Origin of the sequence: uncultured Bradyrhizobium sp., assembly GCF_936943645.1 — a bacterium.
GTDB lineage: Bacteria > Pseudomonadota > Alphaproteobacteria > Rhizobiales > Xanthobacteraceae > Bradyrhizobium.
Window position 1 is genome coordinate 1 of sequence record NZ_CAKZJO010000051.1, and the last position, 25698, is coordinate 25698.

Sequence of the window (25698 nt, forward strand, 5' to 3'; positions counted from 1 at the left end):
GAAGAACCGCACAGCAGCATACAGGTGGTGCCGATCACTCGGCCTTCCCTGCGCGGTGGTCGGACGGCTTATGCCGTGATCTCCCGGGAGCCGAACTTTCCTTCTGGCCTCCCTCGCCCCGCGAATTGAAATGATGCCGTCTGCCCGGTTGGGCTCGCGCACATCTCCGCGAAAGGCTTGACCGTAGCAACGACGGCCAGGACCACACGGTTTTGCCGTACGCACGGCCCGCCATGTCGCCGCAGTATTCCCGGCCCTGTCGACGGAGCCGGAAACTTGCAGGGCGAGACGAAGCCTGACAGCGCCGTTCGTCCGCACGCGGCCACGAGCTCACAGGGACTACCCGCCCTGCCCGCACCTCTCGCGCCGACGCTGCCGCGTCCACCGCAAGCCCGGCTCGCGATCAAGACGACCTCGAGATCGCCCCTCTTGGTGAGCCGGGATGACCGACACATACGTCAAAACCGAATTTCGGTAAAGTGGAATATTTTTATGCGCATGGATTGACAGAGGGCGACACAGACCGGCGCCCGTCCCGTCATCCCCGGGGACGGCGGCGATAGCTGCGGGGTCACGGTCAAGTAAGGAGATCATGCTATGCTTCCCGCCATCGAGGCCCGGTCGAATCGTCCCATGGCTCTTTCGCGCAAGCTGCTTCTGCTGATCGCCGGCCTCGTCATGACCGGTGCACCGGCGCGCGGCGCGGAGTTCTACACCGAGGACCTTCGCATCCCCATGGCGGAGGCCGGTCCGCAGGGGCTGGAGGCATTCCTGGTGCGCCCGGCGGGAACGAAGCGTTATCCGCTCGCGCTGCTCAGCCACGGCTCGCCGCGCAGCTTCGACGACCGCGCCACCATGTCCGCGCACAGATATTACGGCATCGCGCTCGAATACGCCCGGCGCGGCTTCGCGGCGCTGATCCTGATGCGGCGCGGCTATGGCACCTCGCCCGGCGGCCGCGTCGACAGCGTCGGCGGTTGCGCGAAAGCCGCCTATTTGCCCGCGGCCGCGGTCGCGGTGGCCGATTTGCGCGCCGCGATCGACGCGATGACGCGCCGGGCCGACGTCACGACATCAGGCATGATCGCGGCCGGCCACTCCGCCGGCGGGCTCGCGACGATCGCGCTCGCCGCGCAGGCCCCGCCCGGTCTCGTCGCCGCGATCAACTTCGCCGGCGGCCGCGGCTCGCGCGACGATGACGACGTCTGCAATGCGGACGGACTGGTGCAGGCCTTCGCCGCCTTCGGCAAGACCTCGCGGCTGCCCACGCTGTGGGTCTACGCGGCCAACGATTCCTATTTCGGCCCCGATCTGGCGCGCCGCCTCCACGACGGATTTCGCGCCGCTGGCGGCAACGCGACATTCATCGCGGCGCCGCCCTTCGGCGATGACGGCCACTATCTCTATTCGGTGACGAGCCGCCCGCAATGGACACCCTATGTCGACGCCTTCCTGCGCGAGCGCGGCCTTATCGGCCGCGACATTCTGGGTCTGCCCGATCCGCTGCCGCCGCCGCGCCAGCTCAACGAGGCTGCGCGGGCCGAGTTCGCGCGCTATCTCGCCAGCACGCTGCCGCACAAGGCGTTCGCGGTGTCGCCGAACGGCGGCTATGGCTGGCGCGCCGGACGCGTCACGGCCGACGAGGCCCAGCGTGACTCGCTGGCGGCCTGCATGAAATGGTCGCCGACCTGCACGCTCTATGCGATCGACGATCGCCTCGCCGGGCCATCGCAGGCGACACCCACCGATCAGAGCGCTCGCGCCCGATAGGAACTGCGCGCCGAGGGCTGGTTTGTTAACTCCGGCACTCTATGACGAACTCCATGCTGTGGGATCTGGCACGCTTCAATCTTGGCGCCACGTGGAGGCACGCGGTGCTCGTCCTATTGTTGTCGGCCCCGCTCTCCGCGCACGCCGGAGACGGCAACAACGAACTCGGTGCAGGCGAAACGCCGTCGTCCCGGGCCTTGATCCGGAAGATCATCGAGCGCGAAACTGCACGCACCAATCTGCCGGCCGATGTCGCTGAAGCCGTCGTCTTCGTCGAAAGCGGTTACAATTCGGCCGTCATCGGCAACGCTGGCGAGATCGGCCTGATGCAGGTCCGGCCCGAGACGGCAGCGATGCTGGGCTTCCGGGGGAGCGAGGCGGAGCTCGCCGAGCCCGACATCAACATCCATTACGGGGTGCTTTATCTCAGCCAGGCCTGGCGGCTGGCCGGCGGAGATATTTGCCGCGCCCTAATGAAATACCGGGCCGGGCATGGCGAGGAAGCAATGACCGCGCGGTCGCAGGTCTATTGCAACCGGGCGCGCAACCGTCTTGCCGCCATGAATTCGAAGGCGCTGTCGACCGAAGCGGCGGCAGCTCCCGAATCAGCGCCCCCGGCTGCGGCTGTTGCGGTGGCAGCGGCTCCGGCCAAACCGGTGATCCGGTCGAAGGTCTCCGTACAGCCCAAGGCCGTTTACGCCCGTTATCGACAGGGCACCGCAGCGGCCAGCCGCGCCTATTGGGCAGCTCACGAGGCTCGGGTCAGCCGCATCAAGGCCCGCATCGAAGCACGATGGAAGCGCGTCGCATCGCGCTGACGATGATATCTTAGAGCCGCTCGCTGAGCGCGAGCTTGTAGCCGACGCCGGTGACGGTTGCGATCACGGGCGTGCCGCTGCCGACGAGCTTGCGGCGCAGCCGCGCCACCAGCGCGTCGACCGTGCGGATGTCGACCTCGGCCTGGCGATTGCTCACCACCTCGATCAGATAGTCGCGGCTGAGCGGCCGTCCATCGGCGCCGACGAGCGCCGCGAGCAGATCGAACTCGGCGCGCGTCAGCGCCACCGGCTTGCCGTCGCTGCCGAGCAATTCACGCCGCGTCAGGTCGATGATCCAGTCGCCGAAGGCGATCGAATTGTGATTGCGCGCCGCCTTGCGGTCGATCGAGCGCCGCCGCAGCACACTGCGTGCGCGCGCGAGCAGGTCGCGCAGATTGATCGGCTTGGTGACGTAGTGGTCGCCGGCGATTTCGAGGCCGAGGATGCGATCGACATCGGTGTCGCGACGCGTCACGAAGATGATGCCGGCATTGCTGGTCGCCTGGATCTCCTTGGCGAGCTCGAAGCCGTCGCCGTCGGGCAATTGCAGGTCGAGAAAGACGAGATCGGTGCGCGCACGCAGCGCCTGGCGGCATTCCGCGCAGGAGCCGGCGCCGACCACGTCGAAATTGTTCTCGCTGAAATAACCGACCAGCATGGTCCGCGTCACCGGATCGTCCTCGACGACGATCAGCCGCTCGCGGCCGGCGGGACGCACTTCCCGAAGTGCGGAATCAACCACGGTCTTGGGTGTCCTGTTTGCCTGCGGCCCGACCTGCATATTCAAGCCGCTGCGCAATGCGCTGTCATGTGAACGGACATTCACGACTTGTTCGAGCCCCCGAGATTAGCCGCCGGAATATTAGGCGCGATGCGACGCGCAAACAATATTGCTCATGGCCTTTGACGTATTAAGTATGAATTGGCCCACAATTCTCATTCTGCGCATCAATGCGCCGGACGGCCTTTGCGGCGGCCATGGATCGCCCCCTGGCCATCGATCCGCACATTCGGCTTCGGACTCAAGGCCTGGTTAACGTAAAAAAGGCCTTCGGCTTCGGAAAGCCCGGCCGCGCCTCTATTGTCCCGCCTGCATAATAAGAACCACGGAGCAGGTGTGATGCAGGGGCAGACCCGGTTGGCTGCCGGTCGAACCGGACAGGGCGCAGTGCCGTTCGCTCGTTCGCACACGCTCGACGTCCTGCGCGGTCTCGCCATCGCCGGCGTCATGGCGATCCACGTCTCGCAATCCTTTCCGTCGAACATCCACGCCGTCGATTTCGCCTTCATGTGCGGCTGGACCGGCGTCAACGTGTTCTACTTCGTCAGCGCCATGACGATGTGCCTGATGTGGACGCAGCGCAGCGGCGAGACGAATCCGACCCGCAAATTCTACATCCGCCGTGCCTTGCGCATCGCGCCGCTGTTCTGGCTGGCGATCCCGGTTTACCTCGCCATCAACGGCACCGGGCCGGGCGACAACGCGCCTTACGGCATCGGGCCGCTTCAAGTGATCCTGACCGCGACGTTCCTGCACGGCTTCTGGCCGGACAGCGTCAACAGCGTGGTGCCCGGCGACTGGTCGATCGCGGCGGAGATGACCTTCTATCTCGTCTTCCCGCTCTTGATCACCGCGTTCGGATCGCGCCGCCATCTCTATCTCGCGCTCGCGATCGTGCTGCATCTCGTCAATGTCTGCCTGTTCAAGCCCTGGGCCTTCGCGCTGTTCTCGGCCTATTACGGCCAGGCCCACGCGGCGTTCGTCTGGACCTCGCTGCACATCAGCTTCCTGAACCAGCTTCCGGTGTTCCTGATCGGATGCGCGCTGTTCTTTTCGCTGCGCGACGGCTTCGCCAGGTCGGATGCCGCGATCTACGCCGTCTTCATCGCGCTGTCCTTCATCGCCAACCGCGCCACCGGCTCGCATGAGTTCAACTATCTCATGATCAACCTCGTGCTCGGCGCACTGGTCGTCGGTTGCATCAAGCTTGCCATCCGCTTCCAGCCCCTGGAGGCGCTCGGCCGCAATTCCTATTCGATGTACCTGTCGCACTTCGCGGTGATCTACGGCCTGCGCCAGCTCTGGCCGCTCGCGGACGGGCTGGTCTCGCTGCTCGTCGCCTATGTCGTCACCGCCGCGCTGAGCTATCTCGTCGCACGCGCGACATGGCATCTGGTCGAGCGGCGCGCGCAGGACCTCGCGCATCGCCTGACAATTGCGGGACCAGACCGGTCAAGCCTCCAGCCGGCCGTCGCCGCCACCGCAGCCGGCATGCGCTGAACGCCCCTGCTCCGCCTCCGCCGACCTGAAGCGGCTTGCTTCACTGCTCGCCTTCTAATCTACTGTGGAGGCTCTTCACGGATGGAGTGGGCACCATGGAGGTCATACTGCTCGGCACCGGCGGCCCGCGCCCGGACCCCCGCCGCATGGCGACGACCACGCTGATCAGGCTCGGCGACGAGAATATCCTGTTCGACGCAGGCCGCGGCGTCGTGTTGCAGCTGACCAAGGCCGGCGTTCCGCTCGGCGCGATCAACACGGTCTTCCTCACGCACCATCATTTCGACCACATCGGCGACCTCTACGACGTGATGCTGAATTCGTGGATGTCCGGGCGCGAGGACGCCTTGCGAATCTATGGTCCACCGGACACCGGGCGGCTCGTCGACACGCTGATCACGCAGGTCTACGACAAGGACATCACCTGGCGCGACAAGGGCGAGCCGAGCTTCGGCGGTTGGAAGCCCGTCGTCGCAACCGACATCATGCCGGGGCCCGTTATGGACACCGGACGCTGGAAGATCAGCGCCGAGCTGGTCTCGCATGGCGACGGCCTCGACATGCCACCGGCCTTCCTGGCGCGATGGATGTGCCTCGGCTACCGCTTCGAAGCTGAAGGCAAGGTGATTGCTATTTCCGGCGACACGGTCCCTTGCGCCGGGCTCGAGCGGCTGGCGCAGGGAGCCGACCTGCTCGTGCAATGCTGCTTCCTCGCGACACCGGAGATCACCAACGAGCACCTCCGCCGCCTCGCGAAATTCACGATCGCCTGCGGCGACACCGTCGGGAAGGTCGCGGCCAAGGCCGGCGTCGGGAAGCTCGCGCTGACCCATCATCGCCCGCGCGCCGACGATGCCATGCTGGACGCGCTGCTCGCGGATGTCAGGAAAGACTATGCGGGTCCTGTCGTGATGGGCGAGGATCTCACGCGGATCGAGGTTTGAGGACCTTCGATCAGCCCGCCTTCGCGTTCAGGACGGTCCGACCTCGATCCGGAACGACAGCTGCTCTTCCGTACCCGCTGCGATGTGCATGAGGCCCGGCTTGTCGCTGAACTCGCCGTCGAAGCCGGCTGGACTGGCATAGCCGCGCCAGGGCTCGATGCAGAGGAATGGCGCGCCCGACGGTTTCGACCAGACACCGAGTTCGCGAAAGCCGCGCCAGGACATCTTGAGCCAGGGGCCGGTGGCCGCGGCATAGCGGACGGCATTGCTCTCGATCTTGTCGAAGATGACGGCGTCGTCGGCGAACAGGGATTCGGACAAGGCGAGCACGCTGCCTTTCACCGGGCTCGGCTCCGCTGCCGCGCGCAGCAATCCGCCATCGAGGCGGCGGACGGGAGACTGCTCCGCGCTCGCAAAGGTCAGCGCGTAGCTCTCCTTGGCAAGTCCCGGCTGGAGCGGCCAGTTGAACGCGGGATGACCACCGATCGAAGCCGGTAACGTCTCCTTGCCGGTGTTGGCGATCACGAGCGTCAGATCGAGGCCGGCATCGTCGAGCGCATAGATCGCGGTCAGCCGGAACGCGAACGGATAGAGCGCACGCGTCGTCTCGTTGTCTTCGAGCACCAGCGCGCAGCGACGCTCGCCGCGTTCTGTCCACGCAAAGCGGCTGTCGCGCGCAAAGCCGTGCTGGGTCATCCGGTAGGTCTTGCCCCGGTGCCGCAATTCGTCTCCGGCGAGACGCCCGACGATCGGAAACAGCAACGGCGCATGGCGCGGCCATTCCGCCCCCGCCTGCCAGACGAATTCGGTGACGTCGTCCTTGAGCGAGCACAGCTCGGCGCCGTGCGCCTTGATGGTCGCAGTGAGGGAGCCGCCGCGGAGCGTGTGGGTATCGTCACTCATGGCCGAGATCTACACCGCGCCCCCGCACGCAGCAAGGCGGCGCCAGCCATGCAGATGGAGCGTCTCCCCCGTGCAGGGCCGCGTCATATTTCCGTACCCAAACAGTTGCTCCCTTGCACCCCGTCCACTGCCTGCGTCCCGCAGGACCGGTCCGGACTTCGTTCAACCATCGTGGTAGCCAATTGAAATTCTTCATCAACGGCCGCTTTCTGTCGCAAAAGCTCACCGGCGTTCAGCGTTATGCCGCTGAAATCGTCAAGGCGATCGACGTGCTCTTGGCCTCGGAGCAAACGCCTGCCAGCTTGCGGAACGCGGACTGGCAGCTGCTGACGCCCGTGGATGCAAGCGAAGACCTTCATCTCGAGCGAATCAAAATTCGCACCGTCGGTCGCTTGCGCGGGCACGCCTGGGATCAAATCGATCTGGCGCGCGCCGCTGCAGGAGGCCGCCTGATCAGCCTGGCCAATGCCGGCCCGGTGTTCCATCGCGACCACATTGTCGTGATCCACGACGCACAGGTCTTTCGCAGGCCCGACTTCTTCAACTGGCGCTATCTGGCAGTTCACCGAACGATGGGCCGGCTGCTCGCCCGACACGGAAGGATCGCAACCGTGTCGGCCTTTTCGCGCAATGAGCTTGCCGAGGTGCTCAATCTGCCGGCAAATGCGATCCCGGTGTTTCCCAACAGCGCAGAACACTTCGCCAGGACGAAGCCCGATCCCGGCATCGTTGCCAGACTTGGGGTTCAGCCGCAGAAATTCTTTCTCTACGTGGGCTCGAGGACCAAGAACAAGAATCTCTCCGTCGCGATCCGCGCGGTCCAGTTGCTCGATCGGGCCGACGTGCCGCTGGTCATCGTCGGAGGAGATAACAGCAAGGTGTTTCAGGACAATTCGGGCGACGGGGCTTCCGGCCTGTTGCTGGCCGGACGTTTGACGGACAGCGAGATTGCCGCGCTCTATGCGCATGCGTCGGCATTCGTGTTTCCCTCGCTCTATGAGGGCTTTGGCGTGCCGCCGCTCGAAGCCATGATCTTCGGTTGCCCGGTCATCGCCTCGACGGCCGACGCCGTCGTGGAGACGTGCGCCGACGCGGCTGCGTATTTTAGCGCCAATGATGCCGAAGCGTTGAAGCAACTCATGCTCGAAAGACTGGCAATCGGCGCCATCTCCGATCAGGAACGCCGACGGCAGCAGGAGCGTGTTGCGTTCTTTTCGTGGCAGAAGTCGGCAAAGTCGTTGCTCGACCATCTCGCGCCGGCAGCGGACATTGCCAGCGCTGCTTGAAGTTCGACGCGCTTCGCCCATCGCGCGCATCGGTTTTCGCACAAACAATTTGCAACTGGCTGCAACTCGCGCATCTGCACGTGGTTCCACAAGATGTTTTCGTGACAATCGTGCGCGCAAAGAGCTTGGCGCAACATCACCACATCGCTGCCCCATTATCGCTACGTATTCGGGGAACTGTGTTTCGCACTAGCGAAATCAGAACAGGGATACACGATGTCCGGCTCTCCGACGCAGCTCTATGCAAGGCAACCGATGAAAGTGCTGCACGTCGCCGAGACGATTCGGGGCGGGATTGCGAGCTACCTGAACGAGTTGCATCCACAGCAGCAGGCAAGCTTCGGCGCGGAGAACGTGCACTACGTCGTGCCCTCGGATCATCGTCGCGATCTCCCTGGAATCGATGACAGCCAGATTACGACGTTCGAACGGCCCGGCCGCAGCATCGCCGGCCTATTCCAGATGCTGCGTGCGAGCATGCAGGCGCTCGATGCCTTCCGTCCCGATGTCGTGCATTTGCATTCCTCGTTTGCGGGCCTCGTGCTCCGCCCCGCGCTTGCGGCCCGCTCGGACGGACCGCGCGTGGTCTATTGCCCGCACGGCTGGGCATTCTCGCGCGAGACCGGCCGTCTCAGTCATGTGGTGACGAAGGCGGCGGAGAATCTTCTCGCGCGCACGTCGGATCGAATCATCTGCATCTCCGGCGACGAGTTCAACGAAGCGGTTCGCGCGGGAATTCCGGCCGACCGCCTCACCCTCGTTCACAACGGCATCTCGAAGACGCGCTCGCCGCAGCCCGTCGCCGCGGACTGGACCTCCGACAAGGTCAAGGTCCTGTTCATCGGGCGCCTGGACCGCCAGAAGGGATTCGATCTCCTGATGGAGGCCGCGCGCGCGCTCGAGGATGTGCTTGATATCCGCATGATCGGTGCCTCCGTCGTCAACAAATACGAAGGTCCGAGCGTCCCGCCCAACGTGTCCCTGCTGGGCTGGCTCGACCGCCCGACCATCGAGACCCAGCTGGAAGCTGCCGATCTCGTCGTGATTCCGTCGCGATGGGAGGCCTTCGGCCTCGTCGCGCTGGAAGCGATGCGTGCGGCCAAGCCCATCCTGGCGTTCCGCAGTGGCGCCCTGCCCGAGATCGTCGTCGACGGCGTCACCGGCGTGCTTTGCGAGCCCGTCGCCGTTCAGCCGCTCGTGGACGGCTTTCGGCGCGCGCTCGATTTCGATCTCAAGGTGTTGGGGCAGCGCGGCTACGACCGGTTCAAGCAGCTCTATGACGTCCAGAAGACGCATGGCCAGCTGCAGCAGGTCTATCTCGAGCTTGTGCAGGACGACAAGGCACCGGTCGCAACGAAGGCAGCGCTGCAATCGGATCTCTCCAAGAATTTCTGATGGAGAGACGCTCACGCACCTTGGTTCGCGGCAATCTCCTCCGTCTCGCGGGCCTCATCACGTCGATTGCCCTGGCGGTGCCCGCCTGCGCTCAGCCGCTCGATGCCCGCTTCCTGCTGGGTGTCGGCACCCATCAGGGGCTGGGCGGGCCGGTGAGCGCACGCGGATACGTGCCTGCGGAGAACGTCGCGCAGATCAAGCAACTCGGCCTCAACGCCTTCCGCGACGATTTTCCGTGGTCCGACTTCGAGGTCGGGGGACGCCGGATGGGGTTCACGCCCCGGCTGGGGAGGCTCGAAACGCAGGTCAAGTCAGGCGTCGCGCGCCCGCTGCTAATCCTGGCGTTCGGTCATCATCTGGTTCCGAATTCCTCGCCACCGACCACCGACGAGGCGCGGCAGCGGTTTGCCGACTACGCTGCGGCGGCGGCGCAATCGGTGGTGGCGCAGCATCCACTCTTCGAGCTCTGGAACGAATGGAATCTGGCATCGAAGAAGGATGCCGCGTTCTCGCCTGAGAACTATCTGGCGCTTGCCCAAGCTGCGCGGCCGGCGGTCAAACGGGTTGCCCCGAATGCGCCGTTCCTGGTCGGCGCGCTCGGCGACGATCCGGGTTGGACCTGGACGGAGAAGATGCTGCGCACCGGCATCCTTCAATATGCGGATGGCGCATCGATCCACCTCTACAATTTCTGCATGGGCCCGAGCAAACGCACCTCGGCCGAGATCATCGACCGACTCACGGCGTTTCACCGCCTCGTCGGCCAGGCGAGCGGAAACCCGGACTACCCGATCTATGTCACGGAGACGGGCTGGACCACCGCCAGCAACAAATGCGGCGTCAACGAACAGGCCCAGGCCGACAATACGGCGCAACTCATCCTGTGGGCGTCGACCGCGACACGCTGGCTCAAGGGCATGTGGCTCTACGAGCTCAAGGACAGCGGCAAGAATCCATCGGAGCTGGAGGACAATTTCGGACTCTATCGTTTCGACAATTCGCCGAAGCCGGTCGCCTGTGCCGCCCAGGGCGCCTGGGCCTTCATTCGCTCCAGCCTGAGCGCCGAGCGGCGCGAGCTCGCCAGCGGCGTCGTGTCGATCAATGCCACCACGGCTTCGGGGAGCAGACTTGCGGTCTGGTCCGAGACTCCAGACCGACGCTATGAAATCCGGCTCAAGGGCGATCAACAAGGCGCAAGCTTTGCGATGCCGTGCGACCAAGCGGCCAAGCCCGCGTCCGGGGTCTGGATTCCCGTCTCGAGCACCCCGGTTCTGATTGCAGCCAATGACAGTGCCGTTCCCGCCCTGGAGATCAGGCCGGCGCGGTAGAGGCTTTTTTTGCAGACATGAGGTTGACGCGATGAAAGTTCTTTTGACGTCCACGCTTTACCCGACGCCTCAGGCCCCAAAGATCGTCGGCGGCGCGGAGATCTTCGCCCGCCGTTTCGCCGAAGGGCTGGCGCAGCGCGGTGACGAGGTGGAAGTGATCCGGGCCGAATCCGTCCCAGGGCAAGCCCTGGAGACCTGCGACGGCATCAACGTCTATTCCGCGCCGGTGCAAAACATCTATCGGCCCTTCACCGAGCAGAAGAACGTCGCACTGCGCAGCATGTGGCACGCGATCGACGACTGGCAGATGCAGGCCCCCCTGATCGCCGAGCGCATCCGGGCTTTCAAGCCCGACGTGCTGCACTCCAACAACCTCTCCGGCCTCACCACCGCGATCTGGCGCGTGGCCGCGCAGCTCGGCGTTCCCGTGCTCCACACGCTCCATGACTATTATCTGACCTGCCCGCGCTGCTCGCGCTTCGACAAGGGGTGCTCCTGCGAGCGCACCTGCACGAGCTGCAACATCCTGACCTTCCATCGCAAGCGTGCCACGCACTGGCTCAGCGCCGTGGTCGGCGTCAGCGAGCGCGTTCTGTCCATTCACACCGACATGGGCATGTTCTCGGAGACGCCGATCCGCACCGTGATCCGCAACGCCTCGACCGAGCCGCCGCATGCGCCCTATCCGCGTCCGATCTGCACCACCGAGGTGACGTTCGGATTCATCGGCCGCCTCACGGAGGAAAAAGGCATCGAGAACCTGATGCGGGCCCTGGCGCTGCTGCCCCGGGATCGCATCCGCATGATGATCGCCGGCCGGGTCAGCGACGAGGAACAGCGACGGCTCAGGACGCTGGCGCCCGATGCGCGCATCGAGTTCATGGGCTTCGTCGCACCGGACGATTTCTACAAGCAGGTCGACGTCGTGGTCGCCCCCTCCATCTGGCACGACCCCGGCCCCCTCGTCGTCGCAGATGCCAAGGCGGCCGGCCGGCCATTGCTCGGAACGCGCTTTGGTGGCATGCCCGAGGTCATCGAGCACGGCGTGACGGGCTGGCTGACCGAAGCCGATCCGCAATCCCTGGCCAAGAGCATGCTGGCGGTCGCGTCCGATCCGCACAAGATCGACGAGATCAGCCGGCGCCTCGTCGCCGACACCAACAAGTGGATCTTTGCCGACGTGCTGTCCTCGTACAAAAACCTGTACGAGCAATTGCGCGAGCAGCGGATGTCGCGCATGCGCGCGGCAACGAGCGAGGCGCCACAGGGACGGACGGTCGGCAAGGAGCGCCTCATTCCGCGATGACACGCCGGCCATGACACGCCTCCTCGCGATGGCGGGCTACGTCTATCAGAGCGCCGCGGCGATCATCCTGATCTTCGCGATCAGCCATCTGCTGCCCGCCGCCGACTACACCAACTTCTCCCTCGCGCTGGCCTCGAGCCAACTCCTTTGCGTCCTGATGTTCGAGTGGCTGCAGCTCGCCGGACTGCGCTTTCTGGCGGCAGCCAGGGAGAACGACACCGCCCGGCTGAGGTGGTCGCTCTTTGCAGCCGGCCTGTCGAGTGCGGCCGTGCTCGTCGTGGTCGGAAGTTGCGCGTCGCTGGCCAGCGCGCTCCCGAGGGGGATCATCGCGCTGGGCCTCGGCATCTCCGTCCTGCAGGGCCTGACGGACCTCTATTTCCTGTCGGTGCGTCTATCCGACCGGCTCGGCATCGCGTCCTCTCTTCTTGCATTGCGCGCCACCGCCCTCCTCGCCGGAGCCGTTGCAGGAGGCGTGATCTCGGGAACGGCCGAGGCGACGCTGCTGGGCATTGCGACGGGCCACGCTCTTGGCCTTCTTGCCGGCCTCGCCGCTTATCGCACACCGATGGAGCGTACCTCGTTCCAGACGATGCTGGCCGATTGGAAGGACTTCTCCCGCTACGGCATGCTGGCCGCGGGCGCATCCGTCATTCATTTGTCGGTGCCGGTGCTGCTCCGTGTCATCGTCATCGGCCGGCTGGGTGCGACCGGAGCGGGGGCCGGATTTTCCATCGCTCTCGATCTCCTGCAACGTCCTTTCTGGGTGCTCAATGCCGCGATCCACACCGTGAGCTATCCCGAGGTTGTCAACGACTTCGAAAACGGCAGCAGCGCGCAATCGGCTCAATCGGCGCGGCGGATGTTCGAATTCATGATCTGCACGACCCTCGTGCTGCTCGGCGGGCTGATCGGGTTCATTCCGGATGCAGCCCGTATCCTGGTGCCGCAGGCGAGCCTGGACGGCTTCCTGGAGACGGCGCCAACCGTTGCCGCGTTTTACTTCCTGCACACCCATTTGCAGGCGACGATCGCGGTCGTCCCCCACCTCGAGAAGCTGGCGACCAGGCTCGTCGTCGTCGCAGCCGGCCAGCTTGCCCTCGTCGTCTGCTTCGCGCTGGTCGCGACGTCGCTCGGCGTCTCGCCCCGAGGGGCAGTCGGTTGTGCCGCGGCCGCCACGCTCGCCACCATCCTGGTCGCACTCGGTCCGACCCTGCGGTTCGAGGCTTTTCCGCGCTGGCCCCTGGTCATGCAGGCCTTTCTGGCCGCAATCCTGATCGGTTCGCTCGGCGCGATGCCGACGGAGCCCGCGACGTGGCTCGCCGGCAAGATCGTGCTCGCCGCGATCGCAACGGCGATCATCGGATGGCGCGGAGACTTTCTGATGCTCGCCCGCCGCGGTTGATTCGTCGCATCGGCAGTTTGTGACAAGGCGTCGGTTCCAGCGCGGAACTCTCTCGTGCCGGCCATCCTCAGCTACGAGCGCCTGCTTCATTCATAAGCACACACAACCAAGAGCTGTACATCCATTGACTTAACCGCCCATGGAAGCGGCATCTGCGAACTTCCCGTGCAAAAGAGCGAGTGGACTGCACGAGCGAAGAGACCAAGATACTCCGAACGGTGGACACGGGGCGACGCATCGCGCTCTTCGACAACCGACAGACGAATGCAAGTCCGCGCAACCTGCGCATACATTCAGCAGCGCAAGTCGAGAATATCTCGAAAGCGCCTTCCTCACGCCATGCTGGCCCGGCATTGCGTTCCTATTCCGCTGCAACCGAGCGCGTCTGTTCCTGCACAAGGAACCTCGTTTCGCTCGCGATTTGTAGCTTCGATTTTTATCTGAAATTCACACTCGACAGAGAAGCTTGAACGCAAATCCTGCGAGCAATTTCGTTCGCGTTGAAATTCGAGTGTGCAATGTCAGACCAGACCATCCTGTCCGCCAGCGGCTTCATCAACTCCATTGGCGTCAACACGCATGCCGGCTTCGGATGGACCGGCTACAACAATCTCGCGCTGATGGTCGACGACCTCAAGTATCTCGGCGTCACCCACCTGCGCGACGCGATGGGGACCAGCCCGGCTGCGCAACCCGTCGTCGACGGTCTTGCCGCCGCCGGCTACAAGTTCGACTTCCTGGTGTCGTCCGCGCTGCCCCAGACCGGCACGACCGGGCTACAGAACTACATCGCCTCGCTGCAGAAGTTCGCGACGAGCCATCCGGGCAGCATCAGCGCCATCGAAGGGCTCAACGAAGCGAACCACCAGCCCTTCAGCTATAATGGTAGCTCGAGCCTCACTGCCGCGGCCCAGTTCCAGAGCGCGCTCTATCAGGCTGTCAACGCCAACGCCACGCTCGGCAGCATCCCCGTCTACAATCTGTCATTGGCCTACAACGACCCGCAAGGCTACAGCCAGCTCGGCAATATGTCGGGCTCGGTCGATTACGCCAACGCCCATGCCTATGTCAGCACCAGCCTGACGACCAGCAGCTCGATTGCGGCAACGCTGAGCGCCGTCATGACCGCGGCCCCGGGCAAGCCCGTCGTCATCACCGAGACCGGCTACACCACTCAGGCCAATACCCAATATCTCGGCGTCAACGAAACGGTGCAGGCCAAATCGATCCTGAACACGCTGGTGGATGCCTACAAGGCCGGCGTCAGCGCGACCTATCTTTACGAGCTGTTCGATCGCGACTCCGCCGCCAGCAATACCAATCCCGAAGCGAATTTCGGACTGTTCAATTCCGACGGAACGCCGAAGCTCGCCGCGACGGCGATCCACAACCTGACCACCATTCTGGCCGACGACGGCACGGGCGGCCTGCAGCCGACTGATCCGCTGAACTACACGCTGAGCAACATGCCGGCCACCGGCAGCAGCATGGTGCTCGGCAAGAGCAACGGCGCCTATGAGCTCGTGGTGTGGGCGGAGCCGAAGCTCTGGAACGATTCGACCGACACCGAGGTGTCCAATACGGCCCAGACCGTCACGGTGAACCTCGGCGGCGTCCATCATTCGGTGAAGGTCTATGACACGCTGACGGGAACCACGGCGATCGCCAGCTACACCGACGTCAGCACGATCACGATTCCGGTCAGCGACCATCCGCTGATCATCGAGATCGATGCGCCCCCAACCTCTTCGACACCGCCGGACACCCGTACCACCGTCAGCGGAACGGCCGCCGAGATCGTGCCGCAACTGTCCGACCTCACCACCTCGACGGCGCTGCAGACCATCACGCTGACCGACTCGCACGTCCTGCCGGTCGCCTCCAAGGCGACCATGGACTACATGATCGCCCATTACGGTAGCGCCCTCGCCAAGATCCAGGGCGGCTACTCCTTCTCGGTGACGAACTCGGCCGCGACCTGGATCAACACCAAGACCTACGATTCGACCGGCAAGCTGCTCTCGAAGTCCGATACCGGCCTGAATTCCAGCGGGCAGCCGACCTCGACCACCATCGCCGACACCGACGGCTCCCAGGACCTGATCAGCTACACCAATGGCGTGAAGACGAAGTCCGTTCACGTCGGCACCGACGCAACGCGGACCACCGACACCTACAACACGGCCGGCACCCTTCTGAGCGAAGTCGTCCAGAAGTCCGACGGCTATTACTCCACGACGCTCTATACGAACGGCGTGAAGACCGCCGCCTACGTCAAGAACGCCGACGGTTCGCAGGACAATTACACCTACGGCATCACGGGCAAGAGCTTCACCACCCAGGTGCAGCATCTCGACGCCTCCGGAAAGGTCACCTCGGTGACCCGCAGCCATGCCGACGGCTCGCTGGACTCGACGCAGGTCTACAACAGCGACGGCAGCAGCGTGATCACCACCTATAGCGCCACCGGCGTCAAGCTTGTCGAGACCGCGTATCACGCCGATCACAGCAAGGACGTCTGGACCTACAACATCACGGGCCAGACCTACACCACCGAACACGACGTCTACAACACCACCGGCTTTCTCACCGGCCTGACGCGCCTGCACGCCGACGGCAGCCTCGCCTTCAAGCTCACTCAGACGACCGACGGCACCAAGACGACCGACTGGTACAATGCCGCCGGCAGCCTCACCAGCGAGGTGATCCAGAAGGCCGACGGTTACAGCTCGACAACGCTCTACAGCAACGGCGTCAAGACCAACGCCTATGTGAAGAACGCCGACGGCAGCCAGGATAATACTGCCTACGGGATCACCGGCCAGAGCTACACCACGCTGATCCAGCACGTCGATCCCACGGGCAAGGTCACCGCAGTCACGCGCAAGCACGCCGACGGCAGGCTCGACTATACCCAGGTGATCAACAGCGACGGCAGCAGCGTCGTCACCAATTACGATGCCGCGGGGACGCGGACCAAGGAAAGCGACTTCCATGCCGACGGCAGCAAGGACGTCTTCCTGTTCAACATCACCGGCCAGGACTACACGACCGAGCACGATATCTACGATGCGACCGGATTCCTCACCACGCTGATCCGCAAGCACGCCGACGGCAGCATGGCGTTCAAGCTGGTGCAGAGCGCGGACGGGACCAAGACCACCGACTGGTACGACGCCAGCGGCGTCCTCACCAGCGAGGTGTTCCAGAAGCCGAGCGGCTACAACTCGACCACGGTCTACACCAACGGCGTGAAGACGGCGGCCTACATCACCAATGCCGACCAGAGCCACGACAATTACAGCTACAACATCACCGGCCAGAGCTACACCACGCAGTATCAGCACCTCGACCCCTCAGGCCGGACGACGGAGGTGACCCGCTGGCATGCGGACAACTCGCTCGACTACACCCAGGTCATCAACAGCGACGGCAGCAGCGTGGTCACCAACTACGATGCATCAGGCGTCAAGAAGACGGAGACCGACTACCACGCCGACGGGTCGAAGGACGTCTTCCAGTTCAACGTGGTCGGCCAGACCTACACCAACGAGCACGACACCTACGATACGACCGGCTTCCTCACCCACATCGTGCGCACCCACGCCGACGACAGCCTGGCTTTCACGCTGACGCAGAGCGCCGACGGCACCAAGACTTCCGACTGGTACGACGCCAACGGTATCATCACCAGCGAGGTGACGACCAAGAGCGATGGCTACAACTCCACGACCGTCTACACGGGCGGTGTGAAGACCGCGGCCTACATCAAGAATGCCGACGGCACGTCGGACAATTGGAACTACAACGTCACCGGGCAGTCCTACACCACCCAGCATCAGCACCTCGATGCCGCGGGCAAGCTGCTTGAGCTCACCCGGACCCATGCCGACGGCACGCTGGACTACACCCAGGTCATCCATGCCGACGGCAGCAAGCTCACCGATATCTATGACAGCGCCGGCACCAAGACCCAGGAGATCGCCAACAACACCGACGGCTCCAAGGACGTCTTCCTGTTCAACTTCAACGGACAGGCCGGCACCACCCAGCACGAAAACTACAACAGCGCCAACGCGCTGCAGTTCTTCGACCAGACCAAGACCGACGGCAGCCACAACGTCACGGCCGTCGCCAGCGGCGTCACGATCCAGGGCGGAGCGGGCAACGACGTGTTCTCGGCCGCGCCGAACTCGACGACGGTGGCTTACGACCATGGCCAGGACCAGATCCTCAACTTCCAGGCCGGCGATGGCACGACGCACGACGTGGTTCAGATCTCCAAGCTGCTCGCCGCTGACTACAGCCACCTGCAGATCACGCAATCCGGCACGAATGCGCTGATCACGTTCTCGGCCAATGACTCGATCCTGCTGAAGAACGTCTATGTCTCCAGCCTGACGAGCCACGACTTCGTGTTCGTCTGAGGATTTGCTGCTCAGACGCGCGCCAGCATAGCCGGGGCCGGGACCATGCAGGGTCCCGGCCCCGTTCGTTTGTTGGGCGCCTGCCTCATTGATGAGCGGGAACCTGGCTGCCATACGCAATTGAATGAGCCCATGAATTCGGACGGACCGCCGCGATTGCGCCGCATCGCCCACGCGCTTGCGAACTTGCGTCACAATTCGCCTCTAGAACAGAGACGAACCGCGCAAGGACTCCGAGGCCCGATGGACGCCAGTGAAGCAAGACGTTTTGTCGTTCTCGATTTCTACCGCTTCGTCGCCGCGCTCGGGGTCTTCATCTTCCACCTGAAGCTGATCGACACCGGCATTTCGCCGGCGTGGAACGGGTCCTATGGCCTGTTCGTGGACATGTTCTTCATCCTGTCCGGCTTCGTGATCTCCTATTCCTATCCGTCCGACGCGCGCGGCGTGGCCGCCTATTCCCGCTTCATGATCCGGCGCATCGCGCGCATCTATCCGCTGCACCTCTTGAGCCTGCTCGTCTTCGTGGCGCTGATCGGCGCCGGGCTGGAACGCACCGCACGCTCGACCTCGCTGGACTTCGTCTACAATTTGCTGCTGCTCCAGGCTTGGGGCGTCACCGACCATCTCAGCTTCAACTCGCCGTCCTGGTCGATCAGCGCCGAGTTCTTCTGCTATCTGATCTTTCCGCTCCTGATGCTCCTTGCGCGCAAGGTCCAGCCGGTCGTGCTCGGCGTCATCGTGGCAGCGCTTTACCTGCTGCTGGCCCACGGCCATCTGCCGATCTGGCAGGAGCGGTCGCAGATGTACGGTGCCAATTTCGACTATGGGATGCTGCGCGCGCTGCCGAGCTTCCTGAACGGCATCCTGCTCGCGATTCTCTTCCGGATGTCGCATCCTTACCGGCACAAGCGGATGATCGTCGCCGGCATCGGCCTGTTCGGCCTCTCCGTGCTCGTCCTCAACGTCTTCGCCAAGCCGGATCTGGCGATTGTGCTGTTCTCCTGCGCGATCCTGCTCACGGCGGTCGGCGAAAGCGCCTTCAAGGCGTTTCCGGGCGCCCGCCTGCTCGGCCGGCTCGGCAACACCTCATATGCGATCTACATGCTGCACGACGCCATCCTCATCGCCGTGTTCAAGCCGCTGTGGAGCTGGCTCGGCTTGCGCCCCGATCAGTTCGGCCTGTACGCGCTGGCGTGTTGCGCGGTCCTCACCATCGTCGCGGACCGCACCTACGCCTATTTCGAGAATCCGGCGCGGCGTCTGATCAACCGCTGGGCGGATGCCGCTGCGCCGTCCTCGCGGACGATCAAGGCCGCCGCCGAGACACCGATGCGATTCGACAACACCGAGCGGGCGGTCAACTGACCGCTCTGCCGATGATCTGAGACGATCTCAGGCGACCTTGCCGCCGGCCTCCGGCACGATCCGCATCGCGCTCTCGCCCAACAGGGGCGCGATGTTGGCGCGGGACAAGTCCATGACACCGGGCAGCGCCTGGCGGACCTGTGCGCCGACGGATTCGTGCGTACCGAGGAAGTGCAGCAGAAACTCCTCGAAGCTGTCACCGAGGAGGAACTGCGACGGCGACAGCAAGAGGGACTCGCTGACGCCGAAATGCGCGAACAGGCCCTGGAACTTGTCCTGATAGGTGATCGCCGCAACGGGCGTCCCCTGCCCCAGCGCCGCGATCGCCAGATGCATGCGGCCAGTGATCACGCCGTCGACCAGACCGACAACGGCCTTGATCGCGCCAGCCGAAAGAGGCTGGTCGACATGATGCACGCATTCGCCCAGCAGGGGCTCGAGACGCTCGGCGAGCGGTCGCAGGCAGTTGTCGTCAGCGATCTCGGGACGGTAATCGTGCGCCAGCAGCACCCAGCTCGCATTGTGCTCGCGCGACAGCCGCTCCATGGCGCCGGCCGCAAGCCCGATCATCTGCCGCAGCTTGGCCGGCTCCGGCTTCTTGAACAGCATCGGGTGGATGTTGAAGACGAAGACCTTGCGGCCCTGCGCGCGCTGCTCGGCGATCGCGGCCGCGATCCGCTTCACGGCGGCCGTATCCGGCTGCGGCGTCAGCATGAACGCCGCGTCGGCGACGAGATGAGCACGCTTGCGGGCGAAATCGTCGAACCGCTGCAGGGATATCGCATCGCGCAGGTTCAGGACCACGCCCGGGTCCAGCAGGCGGAACACCTCCCGCAGCGCCTTCGCCGGACGCGAGTTGAAGCTGAAGCCGAGCACGCTGACCTTGGCGCCGAACGCAGCCATCAAGTCTGCAACCAGCAGCATGCGTGCGGCATCGACCGGAGAATAGTAGCCGTCGAGCACGTCGGCGCCGAGCACCAGCCCGAAATCCGGCCGCGTGAGCGACAGCTCCTGCGCCACCGTCTCGTAGGAGAACGGCTGTCGCCAGAGCTCGAGCGGCTTGAAGCCCATCGCGCGCACGTCCTCGCTGGCCGCCGGGGTCGCGGTGACGATGTAGACCTCGAGATCCGGATAGGCACGCTTCATCTCGCCGGTGGCGGCTTCGATCATGGCCTCGTCGCCGCGCGACTGATGAACGCTCCAGGGATCGGACGGCAACACGACCAGCCGGCGCGGATTGTTGCGCGGTGCGCCGTTGACGCCGACGTCCTTGCGCGCGATTTGCCACCTGCGCAGCTCGAGCAGATCGAGCGCCAGCGGCGTGTTCTTCGCACTGTTGAGCCAGCCTCGGAGCTGCCTGCGTACGGGAACAGGGATCAACTGCTTCACGATATCCTCCTCGTCTTCATCAGGCGGTCGCACCGCGCTTCATGACGAAATCAATCAGGGAAAGGACCTGCTTGCGCCAGAACAGCAGAAGGCCCGTCAGATAGGTCACGCCGAAGCAGGACGACAGCAGTCCGATCCGCAAATAAGGGTTCATGCCCGGCGTCGCCTCCCGGCACAGCACGACCGCGCCGTAGGCGAGAACGATGGCGCAAAGGCAGCCTGCAATGGGGCGCAGAAACTGGCGCCAGCTGAGGCCCAGCAAGCGGAGCGCCAGCGCGAAGGTCGCGGGCGTCACCACCAGTTGCGAGAATGCGAAGATCGTGGCCAGCTGGCCGATGTCGCGCGACGGCAGCAGGAACATGGCCGGCACGACCGTGCAGAATTTGAGGATGTTGAGCAGGAAGACGTAGTTGGGCTTGCCCAGCGCGCCAAAATAGGCGCTGTTGACGAATTGCACGGTCTGGACCGCGCCGATCAGCATCAGCGGCTGCATCACCGCTTCACTGCCGCTCCACTTCGCGCCGAACAGCAGCAGGGAGAACTCCGGCGCGATCGCCGCCAGCAGCACGAAGACCGGCGATCCGATCAGCGCACCGAGGCTGACGCTGCGCAAGTAGGCCCCGGCGATGCGGTCCCGCTCATGTGCGATCTTGGACAATGCGCTCAGCGCGACGTCCATGACCGCCTGGGTGAGCAACTGCATCAGGATGAGGTAGACCCTCGCTCCGACCGTGTAGATGCCGAGCGCCGCGACGCCGTACAGTGACAGGATGATCATGTCGATCGTCCGCACGATGGCGAAGTCCAGCAGCCTGTTCAGCACGACGTGGATGCTGTAGCCGGAGAGCTCGCGAAAGCTCTTGCGATCGTAGCCGCGCATCGGCAGCCATCGCGGCTGGCTCCAGAGCCACAAGCCGCTGATCGCACTCTGGACGACCACCTGGATCACGAGGCTGAGAGCGCCGAAACCGGCATAGGCGCAGGCGATGCCGACGATGCCGGAGATGGCGGTCGCCACCATGGTCCTGACCGCAAGCACGCGAAAATCCATCTGGCGCTTGTAGAGCGCCTCCTGGAACAGCGTCGCAGTCCCGATCGGAAGGGAGAGGCTTGCGGCCGTGAGCAGCGGCGCAAGACCCTTCACGTCCAGCCAATGCTCGATATGCGTCGCCAACAGCGCAATCAGGACGGCGAGGAGCACAGAGGCTGCGAATGAGCAGAAAAAGGGCAGCGTCACGTCGGCGGGCTCGAGCGTGCGTCGCTGGATCAGCGCATCACCGAAGCCGAATTCCGCGATCGAGCTGAGCAGCAACAGGATGAAGGCAACCAGCGCAGCGAGACCGAAATCCGCAGGGCTGAGCAGCCGGGCCAAAACCAGGAACAGGACGAATGACAGCACCCGGCCGCCCCAATTCTGGGCAAGCGACCAGAACAGAGCCACCACGACCTGATGTTGCTTGCCCTGCGAGACGTTCATCAACAATTCGACCCAATTCCGACAAATCCAACCACAATCGCAGACTAGACGATTGGGCACACGGTGCTGCCACGTCGTCACCGTCTCCGATCACGATGGAGCAGTGATTGCTCGCGACACTACGGCAGAGTGATGGCAATCAGATGAGCGCCGTCACGATTCCGATTTAGAGTGGAAGTGAGTTCAAATCGTGGACTACACTTCAATCGACCTTTGCGATGTGATGCAAAATGGATGCCTTGATGAATTCGTCCGCCCGGCGTTCTCTGCGTAATTCCAGGCGTTTGCGCGTGGCGATCTACGCACCGCATTTTGCGGAATATTCTTATCGCCTGGCATCCGGATTGGCGCATCATTGCGACGTCCGCCTCGTGCTCAACGCCAAGGACGCGAACCAGCAATGGGAACTTGACGACATCGCCGTGGCCGCGCCCTTCGAGACACGCATTCGCGACCTGAGCCTGCGCCGCGGCGGCGCGTTCGGCATCCCCGCATCCTTCATGGACATAATATCGTTTCGTCCGGACGTGATTCATTGTCACGAAGTTCCGGAGATCTACACATCCAAGCTGATCCAGCTGCTTCGCCCGTTCGGCATTCCGCTGGTGCTGACGGTTCACGATGCGATTCCGCATTCGGAAGGCGGCTCGGGCACCTCGGCACGTGAGGATGCGTGGCGCGGGCGCATGCGCGCAGCCGCATCGGTCATCACCACGCATGGCGAGAGTTGCATTACCGATTTTCGTCGTGCATCGCCGGACTTCAAGGGCGAGACGGTCTCCAGCATGCATGGCGTGCTCATGGTTCCCCCGACGAAGGGCGCGCTGACCGCGCCCGAATCCGCAAGGATCCTCTTCTTTGGACGGATGTGGGCCTACAAGGGGCTGGACGTGTTCATCGATGCGATCGACATGCTGGCCCGGCGCGGCGTGGCGCATGAGGCTATCGTCGCAGGCCGCGGCCCCGAGATGACGCGGCTCGGCGCGCGGATGGAGGCGATGCCGACGGTCAAGACCATCAATGCCTACATTTCGCCAGCGGATACCGGCCAGCTGTTTCAATCCGCCACCGTCGTCGCCCTGCCCTACAAGGATGCAACGCAGAGCGGCGTGCTTGCATCGGCTTACGGAAACTTTCGTCCCGTCGTTGCCAGCGCCACCGGCGGCATTCCCGATGTTGTCACCGACGGCGTCAACGGGCTGCTCGTCCCTCCGGGCGATGCGACTGCCCTGGCCGATGCGCTCGAACGTGTGCTGACCTCGAAGCCGCTTGCCGCGACATTGACCGAGGGCGCGCGACAAACCGCGGCGGGCATCTTGAACTGGGATCGCATCGCGGAAGGGCTGCTGGGCTCCTATCACAGGCTCGCCGGCCGTACCGTGAGTTGACTGCGATAGCGGTCCCTCAGACCGATTGCTCGATCTGCGGTCGAAAGAACATGCCGCGGATCGCGCCGTCGAGCAGGCGCCGCAGCCGGACCTCGATCAATTCATAGCTGATCGCGCTTGCGACCAATGACATCACCAGCCCGAGCCCGATGAAGGCCGCCCACAGCAGCCAGCGATCGACGCCGGCAGCGACCAGCTTCAGGCCGATCACCTGCAAGGGGAAGAGCACGAAGGGGTGCACCAGATAGAGGCTGTAACTGATCTTGCCGACATATTGCAGAGCCGGCGCACTCAGAGCCTTGCCGAGGCCTGATTCCGGGGCGAGCACCATGCCGAACAGCAGGAAACCGGGAAGCAGTCCCACGAACGGATGAAGCAGCACCAGGCTCGCATAAAGAGCGGCCCCGCAGGCGAGCCCCGCGAGCAACCCGACGGGTCCGGGAATGGAGATGCGAAATCCGGTCGCGCTGTAGAGCATACCGATGCAGAAGAAGGCCGTGATGGGCCAATGCATCAGGCACGCGATCCCCAGCAGGATCAGCGGCGCCGCCAGCAGCCTGCCCCCGCCGCGCCACATCGAAAACGTCGCCGCGAACCAGATGTAAAATGCCCATTCATAGGTCAACGTCCAGGCATTCTGCTGGGCAATGGGCAGGCCGAGCGCGTCCTGCACGAAGAACAGATTGGCCGCGAAGATCCCGAGATAGCTGGTCAGATCGATGCCGCGGAAGAACTTGTAGGCGACAATCGGGCCGATCGCGAACAGGGCGAGATGCAGGACGACGAACACCGGCATGATGCGCAGGACGCGATCGAAGAAGAAGCGCGGCAGCGACCCGTGCCGCACCAGGCTCGCCGGGATCAGGAAGCCGCTGATCATGAAGAACAGCTCGACACCATGCCCGCCGACATTGATCACCGATTGCAGCCACGACCAGAGCGGAGGCAGGAAGCCGGGATCTGGAATGTCGTACATGCCGCCCTTCGGCATGTCGTAGAAATGGTCCATCAGCACGCTGAGCGCGGCAATGCCGCGCAGTCCCTGCACGGACGGAACGAACGATCCGTCATAGGCCGTGCCTGGCTGGTGCGGAATCCTGGTCACTCGGCGGCGCCTTGCGTGCTGAGCGCGGGATCGAGAACCACCTTCTTTCGTCGCGCCGAGCGGAATCGCTGGCCAAAGGCAATGCTGGGCTTCTCCACGAAAGTGAACGTCATCCAGCTGACGAGAAGCGACAGCGCCAGGATCAGAGCCAGGAAGATCGACCATCCCAGCGGACCGTCGCCGAACCAGGCGAGACGATGGATGAAGACGATCACGAACGGCGACATCAGGTAGACCGAGTAGCTGATCACGCCGACGAACGCCATCGGGCGCCACGCCATCCTCTCGCCGAACACGGCAAAGCCGATGAAGACCAGCGCCGCGCAGACATAGGCCGATCCGATCGAATAGCTGTGGAAGAAATTCTCGTGATACACGCCGCCGAACCGACGATCAGACAGGGTGATGGCGAAAATCGCATACAGCAGCGTGCAGACCGCCACGTGGGTCCATCGCAGCTTTCCGCCGATGACGGTATCGCGGATGATCTTGCCCAGGAACATCGCCGACAGGTTCAACCCGACCTCCATCACCGAGGAAACGGTCCGGTTCTCGACCAGGAGCGCAGCGCTTGTTCCGACCAGCGCGGCCGCAATGACGATCGTCACCGCCGTGAAGCGCCGGTTCAGCAGTCCCATCGCAAAGAGGATGGTGCAGCCGACATAGAACAACAGCTCGATTGCAAGCGTCCAGTAGAACACCCAGAGATTCGGGACGTTCACGAAGGTCTGCAGCATCGTGACGTTCGCGGCGATCTGCCCCAGCGGATAGATCTTCGACTCCATCAGCTGCATCGTCACCAGCCCGACCACGAGCGAGGTCCAATAGGCCGGGTAGAGCCGGAAGAAGCGGCTGATCGCGAAATCGCGCACGGGCGTGGCGCTGTCGGGAAAGCTGAACGGAATGACGAAGCCGCTGACGAAGAAGAACAGCACGACGCCGAACCGGCCAAAGTTCATGTAGTAGCCGAACACATCGTGGATCGGCCAGTAGAACGCACCCGTCGGGTGCTTCTCGACGATGATCTCGAAGACATGCTGGACCAGGACCGACAACACGGCGATGCCGCGCAGCGTATCGATGAATGCGAGTCTCTTATGCATCATTCGTT

The 25698-nt window shown here is 63.9% G+C and carries 18 protein-coding genes; 12 read left to right on the forward strand and 6 right to left on the reverse strand.

From position 1 onward, the window contains the following. Nucleotides 1–633: 633 nt before the first annotated feature. Both Q0743_RS09800 and Q0743_RS09805 read left to right on the forward strand, forming a co-directional pair. Entirely contained in the window at nt 634–1770 is a 1137-nt protein-coding gene (locus Q0743_RS09800) for an alpha/beta hydrolase (protein WP_298241327.1), read from the forward strand. Nucleotides 1771–1823: 53 nt separating this feature from the next. After that, the gene (locus Q0743_RS09805) at nt 1824–2588 is read left to right on the forward strand and encodes a transglycosylase SLT domain-containing protein (RefSeq protein ID WP_298241328.1); all 765 of its coding nucleotides are present in this window, start codon (nt 1824–1826) and stop codon (nt 2586–2588) included. Nucleotides 2589–2598: 10 nt separating this feature from the next. Here Q0743_RS09805 and Q0743_RS09810 read toward each other — a convergent pair whose 3' ends face one another. Beyond that, nucleotides 2599–3414: a response regulator transcription factor gene (locus Q0743_RS09810; RefSeq protein ID WP_298241329.1), complete on the reverse strand. Its 816-nt coding sequence runs from the start codon at nt 3412–3414 to the stop codon at nt 2599–2601. Nucleotides 3415–3708: 294 nt separating this feature from the next. Between Q0743_RS09810 and Q0743_RS09815 the strand changes: the two genes are divergently transcribed. After that, nucleotides 3709–4869, forward strand: coding sequence for an acyltransferase (locus Q0743_RS09815; RefSeq protein WP_298241330.1), 1161 nt, complete (start codon nt 3709–3711; stop codon nt 4867–4869). Nucleotides 4870–4964: 95 nt separating this feature from the next. After that, complete coding sequence (locus Q0743_RS09820) at nt 4965–5813, forward strand: MBL fold metallo-hydrolase (protein ID WP_298241331.1); 849 nt, start codon at nt 4965–4967, stop codon at nt 5811–5813. Nucleotides 5814–5840: 27 nt separating this feature from the next. Here Q0743_RS09820 and Q0743_RS09825 read toward each other — a convergent pair whose 3' ends face one another. After that, nucleotides 5841–6716, reverse strand: coding sequence for an aldose 1-epimerase family protein (locus tag Q0743_RS09825; protein WP_298241332.1), 876 nt, complete (start codon nt 6714–6716; stop codon nt 5841–5843). Nucleotides 6717–6898: 182 nt separating this feature from the next. Here Q0743_RS09825 and Q0743_RS09830 point away from each other — a divergent pair, with 182 nt between their 5' ends. The 7 genes from Q0743_RS09830 to Q0743_RS09860 all read left to right on the forward strand — a co-directional run bounded on the left by Q0743_RS09830 (nt 6899) and on the right by Q0743_RS09860 (nt 19228). After that, the gene (locus Q0743_RS09830) at nt 6899–8002 is read left to right on the forward strand and encodes a glycosyltransferase family 1 protein (protein ID WP_298241333.1); all 1104 of its coding nucleotides are present in this window, start codon (nt 6899–6901) and stop codon (nt 8000–8002) included. Nucleotides 8003–8218: 216 nt separating this feature from the next. Then, nucleotides 8219–9397, forward strand: a complete 1179-nt coding sequence (locus Q0743_RS09835; protein WP_298241334.1) for a glycosyltransferase — start codon at nt 8219–8221, stop codon at nt 9395–9397. Then, nucleotides 9397–10725 carry a cellulase family glycosylhydrolase gene (locus tag Q0743_RS09840; protein ID WP_298241335.1) on the forward strand — a complete coding sequence of 443 codons (1329 nt, stop codon included), beginning with the start codon at nt 9397–9399 and terminating at the stop codon, nt 10723–10725. The genes Q0743_RS09835 and Q0743_RS09840 overlap by 1 nt, the downstream gene beginning before the upstream one ends. A 31-nt stretch (nt 10726–10756) precedes the next feature. Beyond that, nucleotides 10757–12031, forward strand: a complete 1275-nt coding sequence (locus Q0743_RS09845) for a glycosyltransferase family 4 protein (protein ID WP_298241336.1) — start codon at nt 10757–10759, stop codon at nt 12029–12031. A 10-nt stretch (nt 12032–12041) separates the two neighbouring features. Next, nucleotides 12042–13433 carry a hypothetical protein gene (locus Q0743_RS09850; RefSeq protein ID WP_298241337.1) on the forward strand — a complete coding sequence of 464 codons (1392 nt, stop codon included), beginning with the start codon at nt 12042–12044 and terminating at the stop codon, nt 13431–13433. Between the two features lie 518 nt (nt 13434–13951). After that, nucleotides 13952–17860: an RHS repeat protein gene (locus Q0743_RS09855; protein WP_298241338.1), complete on the forward strand. Its 3909-nt coding sequence runs from the start codon at nt 13952–13954 to the stop codon at nt 17858–17860. 243 nt (nt 17861–18103) lie between these two features. Then, nucleotides 18104–19228, forward strand: a complete 1125-nt coding sequence (locus Q0743_RS09860; protein ID WP_298241339.1) for an acyltransferase — start codon at nt 18104–18106, stop codon at nt 19226–19228. A 27-nt stretch (nt 19229–19255) separates the two neighbouring features. On the opposite strand, the gene Q0743_RS09865 is transcribed toward Q0743_RS09860, so the two are convergent. Continuing rightward, complete coding sequence (locus Q0743_RS09865; RefSeq protein ID WP_298241340.1) at nt 19256–20617, reverse strand: polysaccharide pyruvyl transferase family protein; 1362 nt, start codon at nt 20615–20617, stop codon at nt 19256–19258. A 19-nt stretch (nt 20618–20636) separates the two neighbouring features. Beyond that, entirely contained in the window at nt 20637–22094 is a 1458-nt protein-coding gene (locus Q0743_RS09870; RefSeq protein ID WP_298241341.1) for a lipopolysaccharide biosynthesis protein, read from the reverse strand. A 290-nt stretch (nt 22095–22384) separates the two neighbouring features. On the opposite strand from Q0743_RS09870, the gene Q0743_RS09875 reads away from it, so the two are divergent. Then, entirely contained in the window at nt 22385–23482 is a 1098-nt protein-coding gene (locus Q0743_RS09875; RefSeq protein ID WP_298241342.1) for a glycosyltransferase, read from the forward strand. Between the two features lie 16 nt (nt 23483–23498). Here Q0743_RS09875 and Q0743_RS09880 read toward each other — a convergent pair whose 3' ends face one another. Further along, nucleotides 23499–24587: an acyltransferase gene (locus Q0743_RS09880; RefSeq protein WP_298241343.1), complete on the reverse strand. Its 1089-nt coding sequence runs from the start codon at nt 24585–24587 to the stop codon at nt 23499–23501. Next, the gene (locus tag Q0743_RS09885) at nt 24584–25693 is read right to left on the reverse strand and encodes an acyltransferase (protein ID WP_298241344.1); all 1110 of its coding nucleotides are present in this window, start codon (nt 25691–25693) and stop codon (nt 24584–24586) included. Before Q0743_RS09885 ends, Q0743_RS09880 begins: the two co-directional genes overlap by 4 nt. Between the last annotated feature and the right edge of the window lie 5 nt (nt 25694–25698).

Coding starts and splice junctions, on each gene's coding strand:
- Q0743_RS09805 (WP_298241328.1), top strand. CDS start 1,824: ATGCTGTGGGATCTGGCACGCTTCAATCTTGGCGCCACGTGGAGGCAC.
- Q0743_RS09835 (WP_298241334.1), top strand. CDS start 8,219: ATGTCCGGCTCTCCGACGCAGCTCTATGCAAGGCAACCGATGAAAGTG.
- Q0743_RS09820 (WP_298241331.1), top strand. CDS start 4,965: ATGGAGGTCATACTGCTCGGCACCGGCGGCCCGCGCCCGGACCCCCGC.
- Q0743_RS09845 (WP_298241336.1), top strand. CDS start 10,757: ATGAAAGTTCTTTTGACGTCCACGCTTTACCCGACGCCTCAGGCCCCA.
- Q0743_RS09860 (WP_298241339.1), top strand. CDS start 18,104: ATGGACGCCAGTGAAGCAAGACGTTTTGTCGTTCTCGATTTCTACCGC.
- Q0743_RS09825 (WP_298241332.1), bottom strand. CDS start 6,716: ATGAGTGACGATACCCACACGCTCCGCGGCGGCTCCCTCACTGCGACC.
- Q0743_RS09840 (WP_298241335.1), top strand. CDS start 9,397: ATGGAGAGACGCTCACGCACCTTGGTTCGCGGCAATCTCCTCCGTCTC.
- Q0743_RS09885 (WP_298241344.1), bottom strand. CDS start 25,693: ATGATGCATAAGAGACTCGCATTCATCGATACGCTGCGCGGCATCGCC.
- Q0743_RS09850 (WP_298241337.1), top strand. CDS start 12,042: ATGACACGCCTCCTCGCGATGGCGGGCTACGTCTATCAGAGCGCCGCG.
- Q0743_RS09855 (WP_298241338.1), top strand. CDS start 13,952: ATGTCAGACCAGACCATCCTGTCCGCCAGCGGCTTCATCAACTCCATT.
- Q0743_RS09800 (WP_298241327.1), top strand. CDS start 634: ATGGCTCTTTCGCGCAAGCTGCTTCTGCTGATCGCCGGCCTCGTCATG.
- Q0743_RS09870 (WP_298241341.1), bottom strand. CDS start 22,094: ATGAACGTCTCGCAGGGCAAGCAACATCAGGTCGTGGTGGCTCTGTTC.
- Q0743_RS09815 (WP_298241330.1), top strand. CDS start 3,709: ATGCAGGGGCAGACCCGGTTGGCTGCCGGTCGAACCGGACAGGGCGCA.